The following is a 22,246-nucleotide window of genomic DNA, read 5'->3' on the forward strand; positions in this document are numbered from 1 at the left end:
CAAGGGGTTCTATTTTGAAAAACAACCATTTCAAGGCGGAAACTCAATGAAATGGTCCAATTTTCTATGTTGATTTTTTATTTAGGACAGGATTGATAAAAAGTATATAATTTCTATTGTCTTATTAATATGTCAAACCAAAATAATTTAAGTTTTAAATAACTAAAAATCCACCTAATTATTCAGGTGGATTTTTTAATTTTATAAAAAATAAAGGAAAAATGAGTACAAAAACATACGCAGCATTTAATGAAACAGATGCATTAGTACCACATACAATAGAACGTCGTCATTTACACGCAAAAGATATTTTTATTGATATCGAATATTGTGGTGTTTGTCACAGTGACATTCATACAGCAAAAGGAGATTGGGGAAAACCAAATTATCCTGTAGTTCCTGGTCACGAAATTATTGGACGTATTAAAGAAGTTGGTTCAGAAGTAACTAAATTCAAAGTTGGTGATTTGGTTGGAGTAGGTTGTATGGTTGAGTCTTGCCAAGATTGTCATTCTTGTGACGAAGGTTTAGAGCAATATTGCGAAAATGGATTTACGGGAACGTATAATTCTAAAAACTCAAAACACGGCGGAGTAACTTACGGTGGTTATTCAGAAAATATTGTGGTAGAAGAAGGTTTCGTACTTCATATTCCAGAAAACATTGATGTTAAAGCCTCTGCGCCATTATTATGTGCAGGTATTACAACGTGGTCGCCTTTGCGCCATTGGAATGTAAAAGCAGGCGATAAAGTTGGTGTAATTGGTCTTGGTGGTTTAGGACACATGGGTGTTAAGTTTGCAAAAGCAATGGGCGCACATGTTGTGATGATTACAACTTCGGAATCTAAAGGAGAAGATGCAAAAAAATTAGGAGCAGATGAGGTTTTAATCTCAAAAGACGCAGATCAATTAAAAGCACATGTAAATTCATTTGATTTCTTACTAAATACTATTCCTGTAAAACACGATGTTAATCCATATTTAGCACTTCTAAAATTAGATAAAACAATGTGTATGGTTGGCGCTATCGAGCCTTTAGACGCTGTACATGGTGGTTTATTGGTTATGAAAAGAAGAAATCTTGCAGGATCATTAATCGGAGGAATAAAAGAAACACAAGAAATGTTAGATTTTTGTGGAGAACACAATATCGTATCTAATGTAGAAATGATTGACATTCAAAACATCAATACAGCTTACGAACGTATGATGAAATCAGACGTTAAATACCGTTTTGTAATTGATATCAAATCATTAAAAGAAGCTTAATCAATTCAGAATTTTAAGAATAAGAATAAAAAAAAATCCGCTCAACGAGCGGATTTTTTTTACACTAAATATGATTATTTTGTAACAGCTTCAGTCTTAACTTCAGTTGTTTTTATAGTTTTTGCAGAATCTACAGTTACACCTTCTACAGAATCTGCTGCTGTTGCAGGAACTTCGGTAGTTTCTGTACTCACAGAATCTGTTTTAACTTCTGTTACTTCAGTTTTTGCTTCTTGTTTACAAGAAATCGCTGTAAAAGAAATCGCTGCAAATGCGATTAATGCTAACTTTTTCATTTTAAAAATGATCTTTTAAATTATTTTTTCTCTGTTGTAGTCGTAGTTGTTTCAACTTTTACAGGTTGTTTTGTTACAACTGTAGAATCAGTAATTACAGCAGAATCTTTGTTAATAGAATCTACAGTTACATTTTGCTCTACATTAGTAATAGTATCAGTTGTAACTTCAGTATCAACTTTTACTTCTTCTTTTTTCTCACCACAAGCAGACATTGCGAATGCTGATCCAAATACTGCTAATACGATTGCGTTTAATGCTAATTTTTTCATAACTTTAATTTTTTATGTTTTTAATTGATTTTTTTCAAGTTGATTTTTCAATCATTTTGTTAGGTCAAAGTTAAAGCACTAAAAAAATATTTTGATGTAGAAGCGTTGTAACATCATTGTAATTCAGAAAAATAGCGTTTTACAAAAATTATTATTTTCAATAAATAATAAAATGCAGTTAAATAGCGGAATACAATACATTATACCAAAAAAATTATTTTATTTGTAGTTGTATTTAATTACAAATTGTAAAATCGTTTTTATTTTACAAAACATTGATAACCAATCATATAAATTTTAATTTTTGAGCAAGTTTACAGATATAGAAATTTTCGAAATTCTGAAAAAATCGATCGCAAAACGATTTTTAGAAGAAAATTCTGCTCAATCTGAAAATATTTCAGACTGGAAGGGTCAAGAAATTACCTCTTTTCAAGATGATTTATTTAATAAAACCAGATCTACCGTTAGCGAAAAATGGTTTTACACCTATTTTAAATCAGACTTTAAGAAGCTTCCTCGCATAGATATGCTAAATCTTTTGGCGCAATATTGTGGCTATAAAAATTGGGCGCATTTTGTTCAAATTCAAAAAAATGAACAGTTTGGAACAGATAAAAAGACTGAATTAACGGACGAGCCAGAGCAAACCGAAAAATTTCTACCAGAAAATACAAATTCTGAAGTTGTAGAAACACAACTAGAAGTTGAGACACCAACTGATGTAGAAAAAAATAAAGAAATAATAACCGAAGATTCTATAAAATCGAAACCAAAACTAAAATTGATTTCGATGATTTCTGCTGCAATTTTCGTTTTGTGCGGAATTGGTGCAGGCGTTTATTATTCTTTTTTCGACCAAAAAGAATACGAATTTTGTTTTGTCGATTCTGATCGTCAGGCGGCTGTAACAAATTCTGTTGAGGTTACAATTATTCGAGATGGTTTTACGCCGCTTTATTTATCAACCAAAACAGGTTGTATAAAATTTGAATCGAAAAAAGATACCATCAAAATGTTTGTGAGTTCGCCTTATTATAAACAAGATACGTTTAAGGTTAATTTACATCAATACAATCAACCAGAAAAGTTGTTGTTAGAGCCAGATGATTATAAAATTATGCTGTATTATTATTCTAATTCAGCAAAAGATTTAAAGCAACGTATTCAGAAATTAGACCAAATGATTGCTGATAAAGCGTTGATTTATCAAGTGTATGATAATGATTTTTTTGGTGTAGAAATTTTGTCAAAACAACAGTATATCAATTTGGTTACAATGCCAACAACTTCGTTAAAGAATTTTTCTTTGATTGAATCTGAAAGCAAAAATGGAAAAATTGTCAAATTAAAATTTAAAATCCAACAAGATGAGAATGATAAGTAAAATTGCTCAGTTTAGCATGTTGATGCTAATTAGTGTTTGGATTATATTTTCGTGTAAAGACGATAAATATAAAGGAGATTATAACCCAGAAGCGATAAAAGGGTACAAAAATGAGGCTTCGACTGTAAGTAGTAAAATGGATTCTTTGGAAGCGATAAACTTTATTACAAAGCAAAAATTGAGAGAGTTTTACGAGCTTTCTGCATTAGCATCTAATACAAGCGATACGGTTGTGGATAGTTTGTTGCGTGATCAATTGTTGTCTTATTTTCCGAAAAAAGATACAACCGAAATTTATCCGTTGTTGAGAGATTTAGCAGCTAAAAAAGTGACATATACTTCAGTTACAAAATTTGCAATTCTACCAAATGATTCTATAACACCAGATTCTATCAAGAAAATAGCATATTCTATTAACTATTTTAATGCAGATAAAAAGTTGATTGAAACAAGTAATCGCGTTGGAATATTTGTATTAAAACAAGCACCAATAAAGTTTAAACGTGAATTTAAGTTTTATTTTACAACATTAAACCAGAAAAAAGATAGTATTCAGAAAGACACAATTTCTTCTGGTGTAATGCAAAAATCTAGTGGAAAATCCCCGAAATAAATATCATCAATATTTTCAATAGGTCTAAAATAAGTTAGGCCTATTTTTTTTGTTTCGGGTTTACATCGCGCTAAGAATTTATCGTAATATCCGCCGCCATATCCTACACGATTTCCTTTTTTATCAGCTACAAACATTGGCACAAAAACAACATCAATTGCTTTTGCATCTATCTCTGTATACTGAATTGGTTCTGGAATTTGAAGTGAATTTAAACTTGTTCCGAAATCTTTTTCAACTTGACAATTTATCATATCATCGCCAATAACTAAAGGTAAAACAACGGTCTTATTTTGATTAAACAGCCAATTAATAATTGGATATGTATTTACTTCATTGTTTTTTTCAATCGGTAAAAAAACATGAAAAGTTTGAGCATTAGAAAAATCAATAGTTTTGATGTGTTCAAAAATAGCTGCGCTTAATTGATTTACTTCTTCTTTGGAAAATTGTTTTCTAAGATTTCGGTAATATTTTCTTGCTTCAGCTTTTGTCATCTTTTCTTAATTTAAAAATCTAAGTTATCTCAAATTTTACAATAAAAAAAGTCATCAATTACTTGATGACTTTTCTTGAATTTTGATAGAGCTTACGTTAAATAAATTAATGAAAATATAAAACATACTGTTGCAACAAAAAGTAGTAAATCAACAAGTTTTATACGTTTCATTTCGAATAATGATTTTTTGTAAGTTTTATGAATTCTTTTTGCTTTTGACATTTTAACACTAATTATATAAATTGATTTTTTTAATTGTAATCTGCTTTTATACTAAGATGCAAAAATATTAAAAAGGTTGCTTTTTATAATATGATTTTATTTATTAAGTATTATTGCTTTATTAAAAAATAAATATACAATATGATAAAAGCTAACCAATTATTTTAGATTTTGTAGGCTTTTTTTAACTTCATTTTTTTTCAATTTAAAGAATAAATTCATAATTTAATGGAAACCTAAAAACTTTAATTATGAGTGACCTAACTATTTTTTTAATTCTTTTTATACTTCCAATATTTCTGATTTTTTCAATTGCATTTATTGCAAGTAGATCACGTAAAAAAAAGCAAAATGCTTTGTTAGACAATGTGCCTAAAAATGCTTCGATGAAAGTTATTTTACGGTATAATTTTGGTCAAAGCCAAGATAAATTCATCAAAATGAAAGCTTTTCAAGGAAGTGGTGTTTTATATGTTTTAGATAATCAAGTTCATTTTATAACAACAAAAAATCAAGCTGATAATTTTACTTTTGATCTCAAAAATGTTCAACTAAATTGGATTGGAGTCAATCTAGCAAATGGTTTGTTAGAATGGTTTCAAATCAAAAACAACAATTTAGATTATTACTTTAATGTAGAAACTGGGATGTTTATCTTTCACTTATCATCAACTAAAATGAAAACTAAAGATGTTTTTATGAATTTGAAAGAAGCTCAAAAGCGGATTTAAAATCTAACTTCTATTTTCTAATTTGTCCGTATCTTTGCGCAAACACAACAAAACAATGCAAATTTTAGACGGAATTAAACTGGCAAAAGAGATCAAGCAAGAGATCAAGGAGCTGGTACAGAATTACAAGGACCAAGGCGTTCGTGTACCACATTTAGGTGCTATTTTGGTAGGAGAAAATGGCGCTTCGCAAACTTATGTAGACAATAAAATAAAAGATTGTCATTTCGTAGGTTTCGAATCATCAGAGTTACGTTTACCAACTACAATTTCGCAAGATGAACTAATTGCAGAAATTGTAAAATGGAATAATGACGATACTTTAGACGGTTTTATCGTGCAATTACCTTTACCAAAACACATCGATCAAGAAGTAGTTATCAATGCAATTGATCCAAACAAAGATGTAGATGGTTTTCATCCTACAAATTTCGGTAAGATGGCGTTAGAAATGGATACATTTTTACCTGCTACACCTTATGGAATTATGGAAATGTTAGAGCGTTACAACATTCCAACAGCTGGTAAACACACAGTTGTTATCGGACGTTCTCGTATCGTTGGACGACCAATGAGTATCTTAATGAGTAAAAATGGAAATCCTGGAAACAGTACAGTTACATTAACTCATTCAAAAACAGAAAATTTAGAGCATTATACAAAATCAGCAGACATCGTAATCACAGCATTAGGTGTTCCTGGTTTCTTAAAAGCCGAAATGATCAAAGAAGGCGCTGTTATTGTAGACGTTGGTATTACACGTGTAGATGACGCAACTTCGCCAAGAGGTTTTAAATTGGCAGGTGATGTAGATTTTGATAACGTAAAAGAAAAAGCAGCTTGGATTACACCAGTTCCTGGAGGAGTTGGACCAATGACGCGTGCTATGTTATTAAAAAACACATTATTGGCTTACAACAGAAAAAAATAAAATTATGATAAATATTGCATCAACAACTGCAGAAGAACAACGATTAATTGAACAAGGAAAATTATTGCCAGTTATGGAACATTTCTATACCATTCAAGGGGAAGGAATGTACACGGGCTTGGCGTCCTATTTTATTCGATTAGGTGGTTGCGATGTTGGTTGCCATTGGTGCGATGTAAAAGATAGTTGGGATGCTGAAAAGCATCCCTTAACTAATGTTGATGAGTTGGTAGATTTGGCAACTTCACAAGCCAAAACCATTATTATTACAGGTGGAGAACCTTTGATGTGGGATTTAACTTATTTGACAAAAAAACTACACGAAAAAGGTGCGCGTATTCATATCGAAACTTCAGGTGCATATCCATTAAGTGGCGAAATAGATTGGGTATGTTTATCACCTAAAAAAATGATGTTACCATTAGATGATGTTTGTACAGCAGCTCACGAGCTAAAATGTATTATTTTTAACAACCACGATTTTGAGTTTGCAGAAGAGCAAGCCGCTCGTGTTGGTAAAGATTGTACATTGTTTTTACAAACAGAATGGAGCAAACGTGATAAAAACCTTCCATTAATTATAGATTATGTAAAAGAAAACCCAAAATGGCGTTATTCTTTGCAAACACACAAATATTTAGACATTCCTTAAACCGCTGTTTAAAATCATTTCGTTGACAAGTATTTAAACTTTTTTAAATACTTGAAATTCACTATTTTTATAAGACAAAAAAACTGAATTATGAAGAAATTATTTTTAATGAGTTTCACTGCTTTGATGATAATGAGTTGTGGAGATTCTAAAAAAGAAGAATCTACTCAAACCGAAATTGATTATAGCACTGCACCTTCAGAAGATACTGAAACAGCTACACCTCAAGCTAAAACAACAAATCATATTGTTTTGAAAGCAGGTGATGATATGCGTTACGATAAAACTGAATTTACCGTAAAAGCAGGAGAAGAGGTAACTTTAATTCTGATGAATACAGGAGAAATGTCAAAAGAAGCAATGGGACATAATTTTATCATATTAAAACCAGGTTCAGACGCTTCTGCTTTTGCAAATAAAGCAGCATCTGCCAAAGCAACTGATTATATTCCGACAGAGTTAAAAAGCGAAATTATAGCAAATACAAAACTTTTAGGCGGAAAAGAGAACGAACAAATTAAGTTCACTTTACAAGCGGGTACGTATAATTTCTTGTGTTCTTTTCCAGGGCATTTTGCAACGATGAATGGTACAATTACAGCAATTTAAAACAAACAATATTTCATTAAAAAAGGCACTGTTTCGTACGAAACAGTGCCTTTTTTAATGAAAATAAAGACAAGATAATTGTCTGTCAAATTGACGTGATTAAATTATTTATCTACAGAAAAACAATTCATTACATTATTTAATGAGTCACTAATTGTAAGATTTTATGACAAATCGTCAAGTAAAATTGATGATAAAAAACACAATATTGATTAAAATCTACAGAATTAATAGATTTTCATGAAATATCTCTAAAAATAAATTGCTTTGGCACAAAAATTGAAATATATAAAGAGTATAAGATTTAGTAGAGTAAATTTTGTCCTCATGTGTTAATTTTAAGCCTGTTTTGTAGCAGGCTTTTTTTATGTCAAAAAATTAAATTCTAATATTTTAACGTAACATTCGGATTCTTTTTCCTGATTTATTTTTAAATTGTTATTCAACAATCTAAAACAACTATTATGGGAAAAAATGTTGCACATCAAATTGTCGAATTACTAGAAAAAGCAAACATAAAGCGTGTGTATGCTGTGACTGGAGATAGTTTGAATTTTTTTAATATTGCCGTAAAACAAAGTGATAAAATTGATTGGGTACATGTTCGCCACGAAGAAGTAGGTGCATATGCTGCAACTGCAGAGTCAGAATTGGCAGGAATTGGATGCTGCGCGGGAAGTTCTGGACCTGGACACGTACATTTGATCAACGGGGTTTATGAAGCGCATAAATCAAGAACTCCGCTTTTAGTGATTGCTTCTACAATACCGACGATAGAATTTGGTACAGATTATTTTCAAGAAACCAATACAATCAAATTATTTGACGATTGCAGTTGTTACAATCAAATGATTACTCGTCCCGAACAAGTTCCGAGAATGGTGCATACAGCAATTCAAAATGCAATTTTCAAAAAAGATGTTGCCGTTATTGGTTTACCAGGCGATATCGCAGAAATGGACGCTGTTGAAGATAACTATACAAACAATTTCTTCTTTAATAAACCCATTATCATTCCCAATAAAAATGAATTACAACAAGCTGCTCAATTAATTAATGAAGCTAAAAAAATCACTTTATTTTGTGGAATAGGAGCGTCAGAAGCAAATGCAGAAGTTGTAGAATTATCTAAACATCTTAATGCGCCGGTTGGTTATTCATTCAAAGGTAAAATGAGTATTCAACCAAATAATCCTAATGAAGTTGGAATGACAGGACTTTTAGGTCAGCCTTCTGCTTATCATGCAATGCATAAATCTGACTTGATTTTTTTAATCGGTACAGATTTTCCTTACAAAGATTTTATTCCAACTGATAAAAAAATTATTCAATTAGATGCTGAAGGCTCTAAACTTGGTCGACGAGCAAAAATAGATTTAGGTTTGGTCGGAAATGCGAAAGAAACTATTCATGAGTTACTTCCATTAATGAATCAAAAAGAAGATCGTGACTTTTTAGACAGTCAATTAGAATTGTATAAAAAAGTCTTAGAAAATAAAATGACCTACGTTCACGAAAAAGGAAAGGAAAATGCAATTCAGCCCGAATATGCCGCTTATCTTTTGGACGAATTGGCTACTAAAGATGCAATTTTTACCGTAGATACGGGAATGTGTTGCGTTTGGGGCGCACGTTATATTACGGGAACTGGAGATCGTAAAATGTTGGGTTCTTTTAATCATGGATCAATGGCAAATGCAATGCCGCAAGCAATTGGTGCGCAAAATACATATCCAGATAGACAAGTTGTTGCGATGTGTGGCGATGGTGGTTTATCGATGTTGTTAGGCGATTTAGCAACCATTAAACAATATAAATTACCTGTCAAAATCATTGTTTTTAACAATAGAACATTGGGAATGGTGAAATTAGAAATGGAAGTTGCTGGTTTACCAGATAATGAAACAAATATGGAGAATCCTGATTTTGCAATGATAGGAAAAGCAATGGGAATTGAGAGTGAAAATATTCATAATCCCGATGATTTACCAGATGCAATTGGAAGAGCATTTTCTCATAATGGACCATATTTATTAAGTGTATTTACAAATCCAAATGCGTTGGCAATGCCTCCAAAAGTTGATATTGATCAAATGTTAGGCATGACAAAATCTATGGCTAAATTGATGCTTGGTGGTAAAATGGATGAAGTTATGGATACGATAAAATCTAATTATAAACATTTAAAAGACTTATAATGCAAAAAAATTCATCAATTGCAGCATCAAGCAAAAAACTGTTTATTATCGCTTGGATATTAGGTTTAGTTTTCTATTTCATTGATTATGCAACTCGTTCTGCTCCGTCTTTAATGATTGCCGATTTAGCACAAAACTTTTCAATTTCTAAAGAAGGCGTTGTGTCTTTGGTCGGTACATATTATTACACTTATTCTATTTGCGCTTTAGTTGCAGGAATTTGTCTGGATAAGTTTGGAGCGAAATATGCCATGTTTACGGGTTGTTTCATACTCGGAATTGGCTGTATTTTATTCATTGTTTCATCTCAATTTGTAGGAGAAACAGGACGATTATTACAAGGAGCAGGAAGTGCATTTGCTTTTCCGGGCTGTGTATATTTAGCGACAAAAGGATTCGATTCAAAATATTTAGCAACCGCAATTGGTTTTACACAATGCATCGGAATGTTAGGCGGATCGGCGGGACAATTTGTTGTTGCACCAATGTTAGAAGATGGTTTTAGTTTTAAAACATTTTGGATTGGAGCAGGTATTTTATGTATCATTCCTGCAATTGCGATGTTAGTTGTCACGCCAAAATCATCAAAAGAAGAAATAGAAAAAAGTAAAAACACATCGTTTATAGAACCTTTTAAAATTATTTTCAGCAACAAAGATTCGTGGTTATCAGGTATAATTTCTGGTTTGTTATTTATACCAACAACTATTTTTGCGATGACATGGGCTGTTGCTTTTTTTAAGCTAGATTTAGGCTACACACCACACGATGCCGCGATGACAGCTGCAATGGCGTCATTAGGTTGGGTAATTGGTTGTCCGTTGATGGGAATGTTAACCGACAAAATAGGAAAAAGAAAACCAATTATTTTACTTGGTTGTATCGGAATGATTATGATGTTTTTACAACTTATTTATCTTCCTGATATGATTGGTACAAAAATAACATTGTTCATTTTTGGTGTATTTTCTGGTGTTGCTATGATTCCTTATTCAGTAATTAAAGAAGCTAATCCTGATTATGTAAAAGGCTCTGCGACTGGTGTTCAAAACTTTTTGACATTTGGAGTTACCTCTTTGGTAGGACCAATTTTCGCAAAAATGTATGGTAATGAAATTATAAATGTGACGGATAAATTAGGTCATTTTCATCACGCAATTTGGTTTTGGATTATTGGAATTGTTCTTGCAATTATTTTAACTTTATTTTTAAAAGAAACAGGTCAAAAAGCGAAAGCATAAACATAAAAAAAGCAGTTCAAAAGAACTGCTTTTTTACTTTCTCCAATATTTATACGCATTGATTAATCCGTTTGTAGAAGCATCATGAGACGTTACTTGCTCATCATTTTCTAACTCTGGTAAAATTACATTTGCCAATTGTTTTCCAAGTTCAACTCCCCATTGGTCAAAAGAAAAAATATTCCAAATTACACCTTGGACAAAAATCTTATGTTCGTACATCGCAATTAAATTTCCTAAAACTTTTGGTGTTAAAACTTCATACAAAATAGAATTTGTTGGACGATTTCCTTCAAATATTTTAAAAGCAGTTAAAAAATCAATTTCTTCTTTCGTTTTTCCAGCTTTTTCTAATTCAGAAACAACCGTTTCTTTATCTTTTCCAAAAGCTAAAGCTTCAGTTTGTGCAAAGAAATTAGACAATAATTTTGCATGATGATCACCTAAAACATTCAAAGAATTAGCGCCTGCGATAAAATCTGCTGGAATTAATTTTGTTCCTTGATGAATCAATTGATAAAACGCATGTTGACCATTTGTACCAGGTTCTCCCCAAATAATTGGTCCCGTTTCGTAATCTACTTTTTTACCATCGCGACCAACATATTTACCATTACTTTCCATATCTCCTTGCTGAAAATAGGCAGCAAAACGAGATAAATATTGCTCGTAAGGCAATAAAGCAACCGAATCAGCTCCAAAAAAATTGTTGTACCAAATTCCTAATAAAGCTAATATAACCGGTATATTTTGATCTAAAGTTTCGCTCTTAAAATGTAAATCCATTTCGTGTGCGCCTTCTAATAATTCCTCGAAATTATCAAAACCTACAGCCAAAGAAATACTCAATCCAATTGCGCTCCATAACGAATATCGACCGCCAACCCAATCCCAAAACTGAAACATATTTGCAGTATCAATTCCAAAATCGGCAACGCCATTTGCATTTGTAGACAAGGCTACAAAATGTTTTGCAACATCAGTATTTTTTGCGCCAGAATTAATAAACCATTCTTTTGCAGAAAATGCATTGGTCATTGTTTCTTGCGTCGTAAAAGTTTTAGAAGCAACGATAAATAAAGTTGTTTCAGGATTAATATTTTTAAATGTTTCGGCTAAATGTGTTCCATCAATATTAGATACAAAGTGAACATTTAAGCGAGTTTTATAATGTTTTAACGCTTCCGTAACCATTACAGGACCAAGGTCAGAACCACCAATCCCGATGTTAACAACATCTGTAATCGCTTTGCCCGTATAACCTTTCCATTCGCCAGAAATTACTTTTTCTGAGAAGGCTTTCATTTGATCTAAAACCTCATTTATCTGTGGCATCACATCCACGCCGTCAACCAAAACTGGTTCGTTACTTTGGTTACGCAACGCAGTATGTAAAACCGCACGATTTTCTGTAACGTTGATTACATCGCCTTCAAACATTTGCTTAATTGCTTCATCAACACCCATTTCTTTTGCTAAATCAACCAATAATTGAATCGTTTCTGCATTGATTCTATTTTTTGAATAATCGACTAAAAGTGAAGGATATTGAATAGAAAATTCTTCAAATCTGTCTTTATTTTGAGTAAATAAATCTTTGATTGATTGTTTTTCTATTGTCTGAAAATGTTTTTCTAATTCATTCCAAGCTTTTGTAGTTGTTGGATTGATTGTATTTAAAGCCATAATTATAGTATTCTTTCCTTAACAAATTTAAACATTTCTACTTGCTTTTAAATCATCAATTTTAACGATAACGTTTGCGAGAAGTAAAAATTTATAAAAGTGAGTATAAAATTATGGTGTAACTTTTTTCGGAAACCGTCGTCTTACTCTAAAATAAAAATCATGAGCAAGTATTTACAAATTATTATAGTGATGATTGGTAGCTTTATAAATGCACAAATCATAATTGAAGGAAGTGTTAAAGACGAAAATAATCTTGCAATTCCGTATTGTTCGTTAGGAATAAAAAACTCTGAAACGGGCGCTATTTCAGACGAAAATGGACAATATAAAATTATTATTCCTGATAATATTACATCAAATGAGATTGTTTTTGAAGCTTCTGGTTATGATGAAAAAATAATTTCAATAGCAGATTTAAAGAAAAATAGTGCAATTATTTTAACTGAAAAATCAGTTGATTTGAATGAGGTTGTGGTGAAAACTGAGAAAATGAAAGACAAAACAATTGGTCAAAAAAATCGTCCGATGTTAACTTTTTCTAAAATGTTTGATGAAAATCTTCCAACAATTGAGCAAGGACATATTTTAAAAATTTACCCAAATACAAAAATTAATGCTTACAATTTTTATATTATTCCAAGTTCTAAATTTGAAGAAATTACATTAAAATTAAATATTTACTCGGTAAAAAATGGTTTACCAGATCAATCTTTATTAGACGAAAATATAATTTATACAACATCGTCTACGACTTGGCAAAAAATAGACCTTTCTGATTATAAGTTAAGAATTAAGAATACAGATAAAATCGCAATTACAATTCAATTAATAGGTTATAAAAAGCTAGAAAATGAAGCTTTTGTTTTTGGCGTATCGGCAAAAAAATCAACTTCAAAAGATTTATTATTTCGTTATCAAAGTCAAGGTAATTGGGAAAATTCGCCAGGTGTATTTATCTCGAATTTAGATATTTCATATAATAAAGATAAAGTGGAGGATTTGGATGAAAATATGGATTAATTTCTCTAACTATATTTTTATAAAGCATAAAGTGGTTTATCTTTGACTTTATCAAACCAACTCAATGAAATACATCAAAGGTTTTTTTGTCCTTATTTGGCGCATTTGGATGATTTTATTAGCCACTATTTATGTCTTAACAATAGGTGTTTTTATCGTTTTACCATTGGCTAATTTCGATAAAACGTTTCCTTACATTTATCCTTTTATCAGATATTGGGGAAAATTTGTGTTGTACGGAACAGGTTTTAGAATTGATTATGAAAAATTAGTTCCATTAGATCCCAAAGAAAACTACATTTTTATAGCTAATCATACTTCTGTTATGGATATTATGTTGGTTTTGACTGTTTTAAAACATCATCCGATTGCATTTGTAGGCAAGGCGGAGTTGGTTAAAATTCCTATCTTTGGAAAGATTTATAAACGAATTTGTATTCCTGTTGACCGAACAAGTGCGCGTAGTAAAGCGCAAGTTTATCCAGAAGCAATTAAAAAATTAAATCAAAATCTAAGTATTTTCATTTTTCCCGAAGGAGGCGTTAGCAATGAAAAAGAATTTAAAATCTATTTAGATCCTTTTAAAGACGGTGCATTTAACATTGCAATCGAAACAAAAACGCCACTTGCAGTTTTTTCGATTCATGGTTTAAACAAAATGTTTCCGTTTAATTGGTTTAGAGGTTATCCAGGAAAAATAAAAATTAGATTATTAAAAACTTTCGATACGAAAGATTTAGATGTCAAACAAGATAAAGTCGCTTTAAAAGAAGCCGCTTTTAATACAATTTTAAAAGATTTAGAACAATGCAAAAATTAGTTTATATCGCATTAGGAACTGTTTTGATGACGGTTAGTTGCAATAAACAAATTACATCGACAAAAGAAGTTGACGCAAAAGACAGTCAAACTTTTGCGGATTTAGATAAAGCGAAAATCAAACATTTGAGTTTAGATATCGAAACAGATTTCAAAACGCATCAAATAAAAGGTTCTGCCGCTTATACGTTTACAAATAACAAGGCAAAAGAACTTATTTTAGATACCGAAAAGTTAACAATTGATTCTGTTTTATTGGCAAATGGTCAAAAAACGACGTTTCATTTGGGCGAAAAAGACTCAATCAAAGGACAAGCTTTGGTAATTGATGTTTCACCAAAAGATACAATTGTAAAAGTTTTTTATAAAACTTCGCCCGACGCAAATGCTTTGCAATGGCTAGATCCACAACAAACACACGATAAAAAACAACCTTTTTTATTAACGCAAGGTCAAGCAATTTTAACGCGCTCTTGGATTCCGATTCAAGACACACCAAGCATTCGTGTTACGTATGATGCAAAAGTAAAAACGCCAAAAGATTTGATGGTTTTAATGAGTGCAATCAATCCAAAAGAGAAATCTGCGGACGGAATTTATACATTCAAAATGCCACAAGCTATTGCGCCTTATTTAATTGCTTTGGCAGTTGGCGATGTGCAATATCAACCAATTGATAACAGAACGGGAGTTTATGCCGAGCCAGGTTTGTTAAAAGCTGCCGCTTGGGAATTTGCTGATATGGGTAAAATGGTGACAGCTGCAGAAAAATTGTACGGAAAATATCCGTGGGAACAATTTGATGTTTTGGTTTTACCACCTTCTTTTCCTTTCGGAGGAATGGAAAATCCACGTTTAACATTTGCTACGCCTACTGCAATTGTTGGCGATCGATCGATGACAAATTTAATTGCGCATGAGTTGGCGCATTCTTGGTCAGGAAATTTGGTAACAAACTCTACTTGGGATGATTTCTGGGTAAACGAAGGTTTTACAGTTTACTTTGAGCGCCGAATTATGGAAGAATTAGAAGGAAAAGATTATGCTGATATGATTTCGGTAATCGGATTTCAAGATTTAGAAACGTCGATGCGTAATATTCCCGAAAAATATACATCGTTAAAAGTTGATATGAAAGGTGCAAATCCTGATGATGCTTTTTCGGATGTACCTTATGATAAAGGATATTTGTTCTTAAAAATGTTAGAAGATAAATATGGTCGCGAAAAATTTGATGCTTTCTTGAATAAATATTTTTCTTCTCATGCATTTCAAACCATCACAACAGAAAAATTTGTTGATTATTTAAAAGAAAATCTAACAAATGGAGACGATAGTTTTGTGAAAGAATGGATTTATACAACAGGTTGGCCAAAAGATTTTAAGAAACCAACTTCTAAATTATTTGATTTAGCAGAAGCACAATTAAAACAAGATATTACAAACGGAAGAAATAAAGTTGCGCCTAAAAAAGTGGCAATTTCTACGAAATCTACAAACGAATGGGTTCATTTTATTCGTCAAATAGATCCGTCAAAAAATACAAAAGAAGACTTAGCTTATTTGGATTCAATTTATGATTTTACAAATTCTAAAAATCCTGAAATTGAATGTGCTTGGTTCGAAAAAGCATTTTTAATGCAGTATGATAAAGTAAATGCAAACGCAAAAGATTTTATGGTAAATGTTGGTCGTCGTAAATTTTTAGAACCACTTTATTTGGCTTTAAAAGAAACGAATCAATTAGATTTAGCAAAAGATATTTACAAATCGGCACGTCCAAATTATCATTTTGTTGCAAGACAAACAATTGACACCATGATAAATTACAAACCTTAATAATGGCTATAGTCGCATATACAGACGGTTCTTCTTTAGGAAATCCTGGTCCAGGTGGTTACGGATTAATCCTTTTGGAAACTGAAAAAATGGTCAAAAAAGAAATTTCTCAAGGTTTTCGTTTAACGACCAATAACCGAATGGAATTGATGGCTGTTTGTGTTGCATTAGAAACCCTAAAATTTACAAAGACCGAAATTACCATCTTCACCGATTCTAAATATGTAGTAGATGCGGTTGAAAAACGTTGGGTTTTTGGTTGGGTAAAAAAAGGTTTTAAAGGAAAAAAGAATGAAGATTTATGGCGTCGTTTTTTAGAAGTTCATAAAATTCATAACGTAAAATTTCAGTGGGTAAAAGGTCACGCAGGAAATGTTTGGAACGAACGCGCCGATCAATTGGCTGTTGGAGCGGCAAATAATCCTGCAAATTTTAAGATAGATTCTTACTTCGAAATGAATCAAAACGAAGAATAATTTTCTAATTTTGTGAGGCAGAAAGAAAATGATAATGAATACTTGGAAATGCATTCTACCACTATTTTTAGTTGTAATTTTTAGTTGTTCGCCCAATCAAAAAAAAGGTGAAGTAATCTACTTTAGTGGACGAATTGCGAATGCCCAAACGGATAGTGTTTACCTTTTGTTAAATAACCGAGAAAAAGGTTTTGCGTTAGATTTTGATGGTAACTTTTCGGATACCATTCAGCTTGTAGACGAAGGTTATAAAAAGCTTTCGATTGATCGAGAAGAATTTATCATGTATTTAATTCCGGGTGATAGTTTGATTTTAGATACAGATTTAAATCAAATTGAAAGTCATTTTAAATTTTCTGGAAAAGGGGAGAATAAAAATAATTATTTGGTTGATAAAACTTTTAAAACGGATCAATTTTTAACTGAAAATCAAGCAATTTTTAAATTAGCGCCGCAAGATTTTAGAAATAAAATAAAAGCATTTCATCAACTTGTTTATCAAAATTTAGAAAAATCTGATATAAAAGCCTCTTTTGTTAAGAAAGAAGAAAAAAATCTGAATTACGATTTTATCAATTTATTGTATACGTACAAAGATTCGTATGCGTATTACAATCCCGCTGCAGAGCAATTACCGGTCAATTTTTTAACAGAATTAGATGAAATTGATTTGGATAACGAAGATGATTATAAAACATATCAAAGTTATCGAAACATTGTTTTGACGCATTTACAAGAACTTTTGTACCAAGGTTTTTCGGCTGATGCTTTGTTACAAAAAATAAAAAGTCCGTCGATAAAAAAAGGATTTTTAAATATGTTGATTTATGAATTAAATCCGAATGATCCGAATAGTGTTGCGATTTATGAAACAATCAAAAAACACTGTGATTATAAGCCTTGGCTAGATGAAGCTGATAAGAGAATGAAAAAATAAACCGTTATAAAACAAAAAACTCCTGAAAATTTTTCAGGAGTTTTTTATGCTTTTAAACTATAATTCAGGAATATTTTATCCTATATTTTTCATTTTTTCTTCAACAACTTTTCGTTCCGAAGCAATTAAATTATCTTCTGCTGTAGGAAACTGAAAAATGCCAGAATTTATACTTTCAATTCTTTTTAAAACCGAATAAGAAGCTTTTGCTTTATCATGATTTCCTTGGTTAAGATAAACACGAATGGCTTTCATAAATGTCAAAATGTTTTTCTTTTTCAGTTCATCGGCCAATAAAAACTGATCGCGTTCTTCGTTTTCTTCTAGTAAAATTGATAAATTATTATCATCAACTTTATAATAAGACTGTAACATTTGATTAAAAATAATTAAAAAACCATCGTCAGAATTACCAACTTCTAACGAAATAATTCGCGCCAAAGTTTTGTTTAATTCTTGAATGTATTTTGAAATAAAATCTTGTTTGATCATCTTAATCTAGTTTTTTAGATAATTTTTCGATGGTTTTAGCCGCGCTTTTCCCTTCGTATAAAATTTTATAAACTGCGTTTATAATTGGTGCTTTTATTTGGTAATCCTCGTTCATTATTGCAACACCTTTTGTGGCATAATAACCTTCGGCAACCATATTCATCTCCAAAATTGCAGATTTTACGGTATAACCTTTTCCAATCATATTACCGAACATTCGGTTTCGAGAGAAAAAAGAATAACCTGTAACCAATAAATCGCCCAAATAAGCAGAATCGTTTATTTTACGTTTTACTGGACTTGCAGTTTTCAGAATATGATTCATTTCTCGAATTGCATTACTCATCAAGACGGCCTGAAAGTTGTCGCCATATCCCAAACCATGCGCAATACCAGCGGCAATTGCGTAAATGTTTTTTAGAACCGCACCAAACTCAGTACCATAAATATCGTTAGATAATTTTGTTTTTATAAAATTACACGCCAAACAATCAGCAACAATTTGTGCTTTACTTTCTTCTTGCGCAGCAATTGTTAGATACGACAAACGCTCTAATGCAACCTCTTCGGCATGACAAGGTCCACTCACAATACCTAGTTGTTCTTCTTTAACATCAAAATTGTCAAATAAATATTGTCCAACTAATTTGTAATGTTCGGGAATAATTCCTTTGATAGATGTTACGATAAATTTATCTGTTAAAGGAACAGTTAATTTACTAAGACAATTTTCGACATAAATAGAAGGCACAACTATAAATATGATGTCAGAGTTCATCACAACTTCGTTTATATCTGTCGAAATTTTTAAACGGTCTGAATTAAATTCGACATCAGTCAAATAATTCGGATTGTGTTTATTTCGCTCTAAATATCCTTTTACGTATTCGTCTTTTACCCACCAGTTAAAGGTTTCGAGGTTTTTGCTCAACATTTTTGCAATCGCAGTTGCCCAGCTTCCGTTCCCGATTAAACCAACTTTACGATTAGATAACTCTATCATAATATATTTATTGACTTACAAAGTTATTAATTTGTTGCTTAGGTATTTTGTATTTTAGTAAAAGAAGCTCAATTTTGTAAAAATTTTAACGGCCTTGTACAAAAAACTATTTAGTGAGACCATTATATATGGTATTGGCTCTATTTTACCGCGATTGATAATGTTTGCGTTAAACCCATTTATTATCGGTAAAACCTCGAATACAGATTTTTCTATCTTTGGACAACTGTATGCTGCGGTTTCTTTTTTGAATGTTATTTTAACTTTCGGATTTGAAACAGCTTTTTTTAGATTTGCGACAGAAGAAGGTAAATATCAAAAAGTCCTGAATACTTCTTTTTGGTTTATGGTGATGTCTTCCACGCTTTTCATGGTATTGCTGTATGTTTTTCTACAACCTTTGGCGGAAATTGCAGATTATAAAGATCATCCCGAATATTTGTTATGGTTTGGTTGGATTGCTTTTTTTGACACCATTTGTGTAATTCCATTTGCAGTTCTCCGTTTCAAAAATCGACCAATTTTATATTCGGTAATTCGTGTTTTTCAAAACGTTTTTCAAGCAGTTTTAACGATTGTTTTATTGTACTATGTTTCAGAAAGTTTTATGACCGATTTAGGTTTTGATAACACAATTTCTTATCCATTTATATCCAATTTAATTGCAAGTATTTTAGGCGTTTTCTTACTATTTGGAGTAATTCGTCATGTACAATTTAAGTTTGATAAACCATTGTTCAAAACCATGTTTTTGTACGGTTATCCAATTATGATTGCAGGTTTAGGTTATATTTTGAATGAGAATTTTGATAAACTAGTTCAACGAAATTTAATCGATCCAGCTTCGGCAGGCTCTTATGCAGCTTGTTACAAATTAGCAACTTTGATGACGCTTTTTGTAACTGCTTACCGAATGGGAATAGAACCATTCTTTTTTAAAGTTGCCAAAAAAGGTGATGCCAAGCAAACGTATGCTAATATTTTGTTCTTTTTTAGTATCATTTGTAACATCGTAATTCTTGCGATTTTAGCAAATTTAGATTGGATTAAAAAAATATTCATTACAGATTCTAGCTATTGGTCAGCTTTAGATATTGTTCCAATTATTTTGATTGCCAACTTATTTTTCGGAATTTATTACAACTTATCTACGTGGTATAAAGTGACTGATCGTACCAATATCGGAACTGTAATCTCTTTAATAGGAGGCGCAATTACAATAATTCTGAATTTAATTTTATTGCCAAAATACGGTTTTATGGTATCTGCATGGACAACTTTAATTGCGTATGGTGTAATGATGGTGATTTCGTACATTTGGGGACAGAAAGTTTATCCAATTCCATATAAAGTCAATAAAATTATGCTTTACATGATTATTGCAATTGCTTTGGCTTGGACAAATTATTTTATACTCGATTCTAATCTAATAATTGGTAATTTATTATTAATCGTGTATATTTCATTTATTGCGTTTGCAGAACGTAATACATTAAAAAAATTAAGAAAATAAACTATGAAAGTTAAAGTAATTAATATATCAAAACATCCTTTACCAGAATATAAAACAGCTTTATCTGCTGGTATGGATTTAACTGCAAATATTGATGCACCAATTGTATTAAAACCATTAGAACGCCGTTTAATACCAACAGGTTTAAGTATAGAATTGCCTGCAGGTTACGAAGCGCAAGTTCGTCCACGTAGCGGAATGGCGTTAAAATTTGGTTTAACTTGTCTTAATTCTCCAGGAACAATAGACGCGGATTACCGTGGCGAAATTGGTGTTATTTTAGCCAACGTTTCTAACGAAACATGTACAATAGAAGATGGTGAGCGCATAGCACAATTGGTTATCGCAAAACACGAAACAATTACATGGGAAGTTACAGGAGAATTAAATGAAACTGAACGCGGAGCTGGTGGTTTCGGAAGTACAGGAAAATAAATAAATGTAATTCTGAATTTGACTCAGAATCTCATCAAAATAATACAATCTTAACAAAAAGACATTAGAGTAAAATGAAAATTATTATCCCAATGGCAGGACGTGGTTCACGTTTACGCCCGCATACATTAACAACGCCAAAACCATTAATTCCAATCGCAGGTAAACCAATCGTTCACCGTTTGGTAGAAGATATTGCAAAAGTTTGTTCAGAACCTATTGAAGAAATTGCTTTTGTTATTGGAGATTTTGGAGCAGAAGTTGAAGCAGATTTAATTGCTATTGCAGAAAAATTAGGCGCAAAAGGAACAATTTGTCATCAATTAGAGCCATTAGGAACGGCACATTCTATTTGGATGGCGAAAGAAGCTTTAGACGGACCAACTGTTGTGGCGTATGCAGATACATTATTTCGTGCAGATTTTAAATTAGATATGGAGTCTGACGGTGTTGTTTGGGTAAAACAAGTAGAGAATCCTTCGGCATTTGGTGTAGTAAAATTAGATGATAAAAATGTTATTACTGATTTTGTAGAAAAGCCAAAAGATTTTGTTTCGGATTTAGCAATTATTGGAATTTACTTTTTTAGTGATGGACAAAAATTGTATAAAGAAATTGAGTATTTGTTAGACAATGATATCCAAAAAGGAGGAGAATATCAATTGACTGATGCGTTAGAAAACATGCGTGCAAAAGGTGACAAATTTACATTAGGTAAAGTTGACGAATGGATGGATTGCGGTAACAAAGCGGTAACAGTAGATACAAATACACGTGTTTTAAATTTAGATAAGCAAGATTTTGATAAAGTTCCTGCATCTGCACAAGTAGAAAATTCATTAATTATTGAACCATGTTTTATTGGAGAAAATGTTGTGATTAAAAATTCTAAAATTGGACCATTTGTTTCTTTAGGAAACGGTACAATTGTTGAAAACTCTAATATAGACAACACTTTGATTCAAGAAAATTCAACAATCCGTAATGCAAACCTTACAGATACAATGATTGGTAACCATGCAAAATATTATGGTGTATCGCGTAGTATCAGTTTAGGCGATTACTCTGAGTTGGATTTCAAATCTCACGAAGCATAAAATT

General features: G+C 31.5%; 23 protein-coding genes. 17 read left to right on the plus strand and 6 right to left on the minus strand.

Features of this window, described 5'->3' with window-relative positions; translation table 11 throughout:
• Positions 1-221: 221 nt before the first annotated feature.
• Positions 222-1,271, plus strand: a complete 1,050-nt coding sequence (locus BM072_RS12415; protein ID WP_092909001.1) for an NAD(P)-dependent alcohol dehydrogenase — start codon at positions 222-224, stop codon at positions 1,269-1,271.
• Between the two features lie 74 nt (positions 1,272-1,345).
• On the opposite strand, the gene BM072_RS12420 is transcribed toward BM072_RS12415, so the two are convergent.
• Complete coding sequence (locus tag BM072_RS12420) at positions 1,346-1,567, minus strand: hypothetical protein (protein WP_092909002.1); 222 nt, start codon at positions 1,565-1,567, stop codon at positions 1,346-1,348.
• 20 nt (positions 1,568-1,587) lie between these two features.
• Positions 1,588-1,839: a hypothetical protein gene (locus BM072_RS12425; protein ID WP_092909003.1), complete on the minus strand. Its 252-nt coding sequence runs from the start codon at positions 1,837-1,839 to the stop codon at positions 1,588-1,590.
• 304 nt (positions 1,840-2,143) lie between these two features.
• On the opposite strand from BM072_RS12425, the gene BM072_RS12430 reads away from it, so the two are divergent.
• Complete coding sequence (locus tag BM072_RS12430) at positions 2,144-3,226, plus strand: hypothetical protein (RefSeq protein ID WP_092909004.1); 1,083 nt, start codon at positions 2,144-2,146, stop codon at positions 3,224-3,226.
• Entirely contained in the window at positions 3,210-3,839 is a 630-nt protein-coding gene (locus tag BM072_RS12435; RefSeq protein ID WP_125113450.1) for a hypothetical protein, read from the plus strand. Before BM072_RS12430 ends, BM072_RS12435 begins: the two co-directional genes overlap by 17 nt.
• On the opposite strand, the gene BM072_RS12440 is transcribed toward BM072_RS12435, so the two are convergent.
• Positions 3,779-4,336 (minus strand): 5-formyltetrahydrofolate cyclo-ligase, encoded by a 558-nt coding sequence (locus BM072_RS12440; RefSeq protein WP_092909006.1) that lies wholly within the window; start codon positions 4,334-4,336, stop codon positions 3,779-3,781. The two genes, BM072_RS12435 and BM072_RS12440, sit on opposite strands and share 61 nt — an antisense overlap.
• A 475-nt stretch (positions 4,337-4,811) precedes the next feature.
• Here BM072_RS12440 and BM072_RS12445 point away from each other — a divergent pair, with 475 nt between their 5' ends.
• The 6 genes from BM072_RS12445 (at position 4,812) to BM072_RS12470 (ending at position 10,922) form a co-directional block, all read left to right on the plus strand.
• Positions 4,812-5,291, plus strand: coding sequence for a hypothetical protein (locus BM072_RS12445; RefSeq protein WP_092909007.1), 480 nt, complete (start codon positions 4,812-4,814; stop codon positions 5,289-5,291).
• A gap of 55 nt (positions 5,292-5,346) precedes the next feature.
• Positions 5,347-6,222, plus strand: coding sequence for a bifunctional 5,10-methylenetetrahydrofolate dehydrogenase/5,10-methenyltetrahydrofolate cyclohydrolase (locus BM072_RS12450; protein WP_092909008.1), 876 nt, complete (start codon positions 5,347-5,349; stop codon positions 6,220-6,222).
• Positions 6,223-6,226: 4 nt separating this feature from the next.
• Positions 6,227-6,874, plus strand: a complete 648-nt coding sequence (locus BM072_RS12455) for a 7-carboxy-7-deazaguanine synthase QueE (protein ID WP_092909009.1) — start codon at positions 6,227-6,229, stop codon at positions 6,872-6,874.
• A gap of 90 nt (positions 6,875-6,964) precedes the next feature.
• Positions 6,965-7,483 carry a plastocyanin/azurin family copper-binding protein gene (locus BM072_RS12460; RefSeq protein WP_092909010.1) on the plus strand — a complete coding sequence of 173 codons (519 nt, stop codon included), beginning with the start codon at positions 6,965-6,967 and terminating at the stop codon, positions 7,481-7,483.
• Between the two features lie 464 nt (positions 7,484-7,947).
• A complete protein-coding gene (locus tag BM072_RS12465) occupies positions 7,948-9,681 on the plus strand; it encodes a thiamine pyrophosphate-dependent enzyme (RefSeq protein WP_092909011.1) in 1,734 nt (577 codons plus the stop codon).
• Positions 9,681-10,922 carry an MFS transporter gene (locus BM072_RS12470; RefSeq protein WP_092909012.1) on the plus strand — a complete coding sequence of 414 codons (1,242 nt, stop codon included), beginning with the start codon at positions 9,681-9,683 and terminating at the stop codon, positions 10,920-10,922. The genes BM072_RS12465 and BM072_RS12470 overlap by 1 nt, the downstream gene beginning before the upstream one ends.
• A 33-nt stretch (positions 10,923-10,955) precedes the next feature.
• Here BM072_RS12470 and pgi read toward each other — a convergent pair whose 3' ends face one another.
• Positions 10,956-12,608 carry a glucose-6-phosphate isomerase gene (gene pgi, locus BM072_RS12475; RefSeq protein ID WP_092909013.1) on the minus strand — a complete coding sequence of 551 codons (1,653 nt, stop codon included), beginning with the start codon at positions 12,606-12,608 and terminating at the stop codon, positions 10,956-10,958.
• A gap of 162 nt (positions 12,609-12,770) precedes the next feature.
• Here pgi and BM072_RS12480 point away from each other — a divergent pair, with 162 nt between their 5' ends.
• The 5 genes from BM072_RS12480 (at position 12,771) to BM072_RS12500 (ending at position 17,702) form a co-directional block, all read left to right on the plus strand.
• Positions 12,771-13,631 carry a carboxypeptidase-like regulatory domain-containing protein gene (locus tag BM072_RS12480; RefSeq protein WP_092909014.1) on the plus strand — a complete coding sequence of 287 codons (861 nt, stop codon included), beginning with the start codon at positions 12,771-12,773 and terminating at the stop codon, positions 13,629-13,631.
• 64 nt (positions 13,632-13,695) lie between these two features.
• Positions 13,696-14,451 (plus strand): lysophospholipid acyltransferase family protein, encoded by a 756-nt coding sequence (locus tag BM072_RS12485; RefSeq protein ID WP_245752172.1) that lies wholly within the window; start codon positions 13,696-13,698, stop codon positions 14,449-14,451.
• Positions 14,439-16,289 carry a M1 family metallopeptidase gene (locus tag BM072_RS12490; RefSeq protein WP_092909015.1) on the plus strand — a complete coding sequence of 617 codons (1,851 nt, stop codon included), beginning with the start codon at positions 14,439-14,441 and terminating at the stop codon, positions 16,287-16,289. Before BM072_RS12485 ends, BM072_RS12490 begins: the two co-directional genes overlap by 13 nt.
• A gap of 2 nt (positions 16,290-16,291) precedes the next feature.
• Positions 16,292-16,765, plus strand: coding sequence for a ribonuclease HI (gene rnhA, locus BM072_RS12495; RefSeq protein ID WP_092909016.1), 474 nt, complete (start codon positions 16,292-16,294; stop codon positions 16,763-16,765).
• 34 nt (positions 16,766-16,799) lie between these two features.
• Complete coding sequence (locus BM072_RS12500) at positions 16,800-17,702, plus strand: hypothetical protein (protein WP_092909017.1); 903 nt, start codon at positions 16,800-16,802, stop codon at positions 17,700-17,702.
• Between the two features lie 75 nt (positions 17,703-17,777).
• Here the strand turns inward: BM072_RS12500 and BM072_RS12505 are convergent, their stop codons facing one another.
• Complete coding sequence (locus tag BM072_RS12505) at positions 17,778-18,194, minus strand: hypothetical protein (RefSeq protein WP_092909018.1); 417 nt, start codon at positions 18,192-18,194, stop codon at positions 17,778-17,780.
• A gap of 1 nt (position 18,195) precedes the next feature.
• The gene (locus tag BM072_RS12510) at positions 18,196-19,197 is read right to left on the minus strand and encodes an NAD(P)H-dependent glycerol-3-phosphate dehydrogenase (RefSeq protein ID WP_092909019.1); all 1,002 of its coding nucleotides are present in this window, start codon (positions 19,195-19,197) and stop codon (positions 18,196-18,198) included.
• 94 nt (positions 19,198-19,291) lie between these two features.
• Between BM072_RS12510 and BM072_RS12515 the strand changes: the two genes are divergently transcribed.
• The 3 genes from BM072_RS12515 (at position 19,292) to BM072_RS12525 (ending at position 22,242) form a co-directional block, all read left to right on the plus strand.
• Positions 19,292-20,710, plus strand: a complete 1,419-nt coding sequence (locus tag BM072_RS12515) for a lipopolysaccharide biosynthesis protein (protein WP_092909020.1) — start codon at positions 19,292-19,294, stop codon at positions 20,708-20,710.
• Between the two features lie 3 nt (positions 20,711-20,713).
• A complete protein-coding gene (dut, locus tag BM072_RS12520) occupies positions 20,714-21,145 on the plus strand; it encodes a dUTP diphosphatase (RefSeq protein WP_092909021.1) in 432 nt (143 codons plus the stop codon).
• 74 nt (positions 21,146-21,219) lie between these two features.
• Positions 21,220-22,242 (plus strand): sugar phosphate nucleotidyltransferase, encoded by a 1,023-nt coding sequence (locus BM072_RS12525; protein ID WP_092909022.1) that lies wholly within the window; start codon positions 21,220-21,222, stop codon positions 22,240-22,242.
• Positions 22,243-22,246 lie beyond the last annotated feature (4 nt).

It is taken from the genome of Algoriella xinjiangensis (assembly GCF_900115015.1).
GTDB lineage: Bacteria > Bacteroidota > Bacteroidia > Flavobacteriales > Weeksellaceae > Empedobacter > Empedobacter xinjiangensis.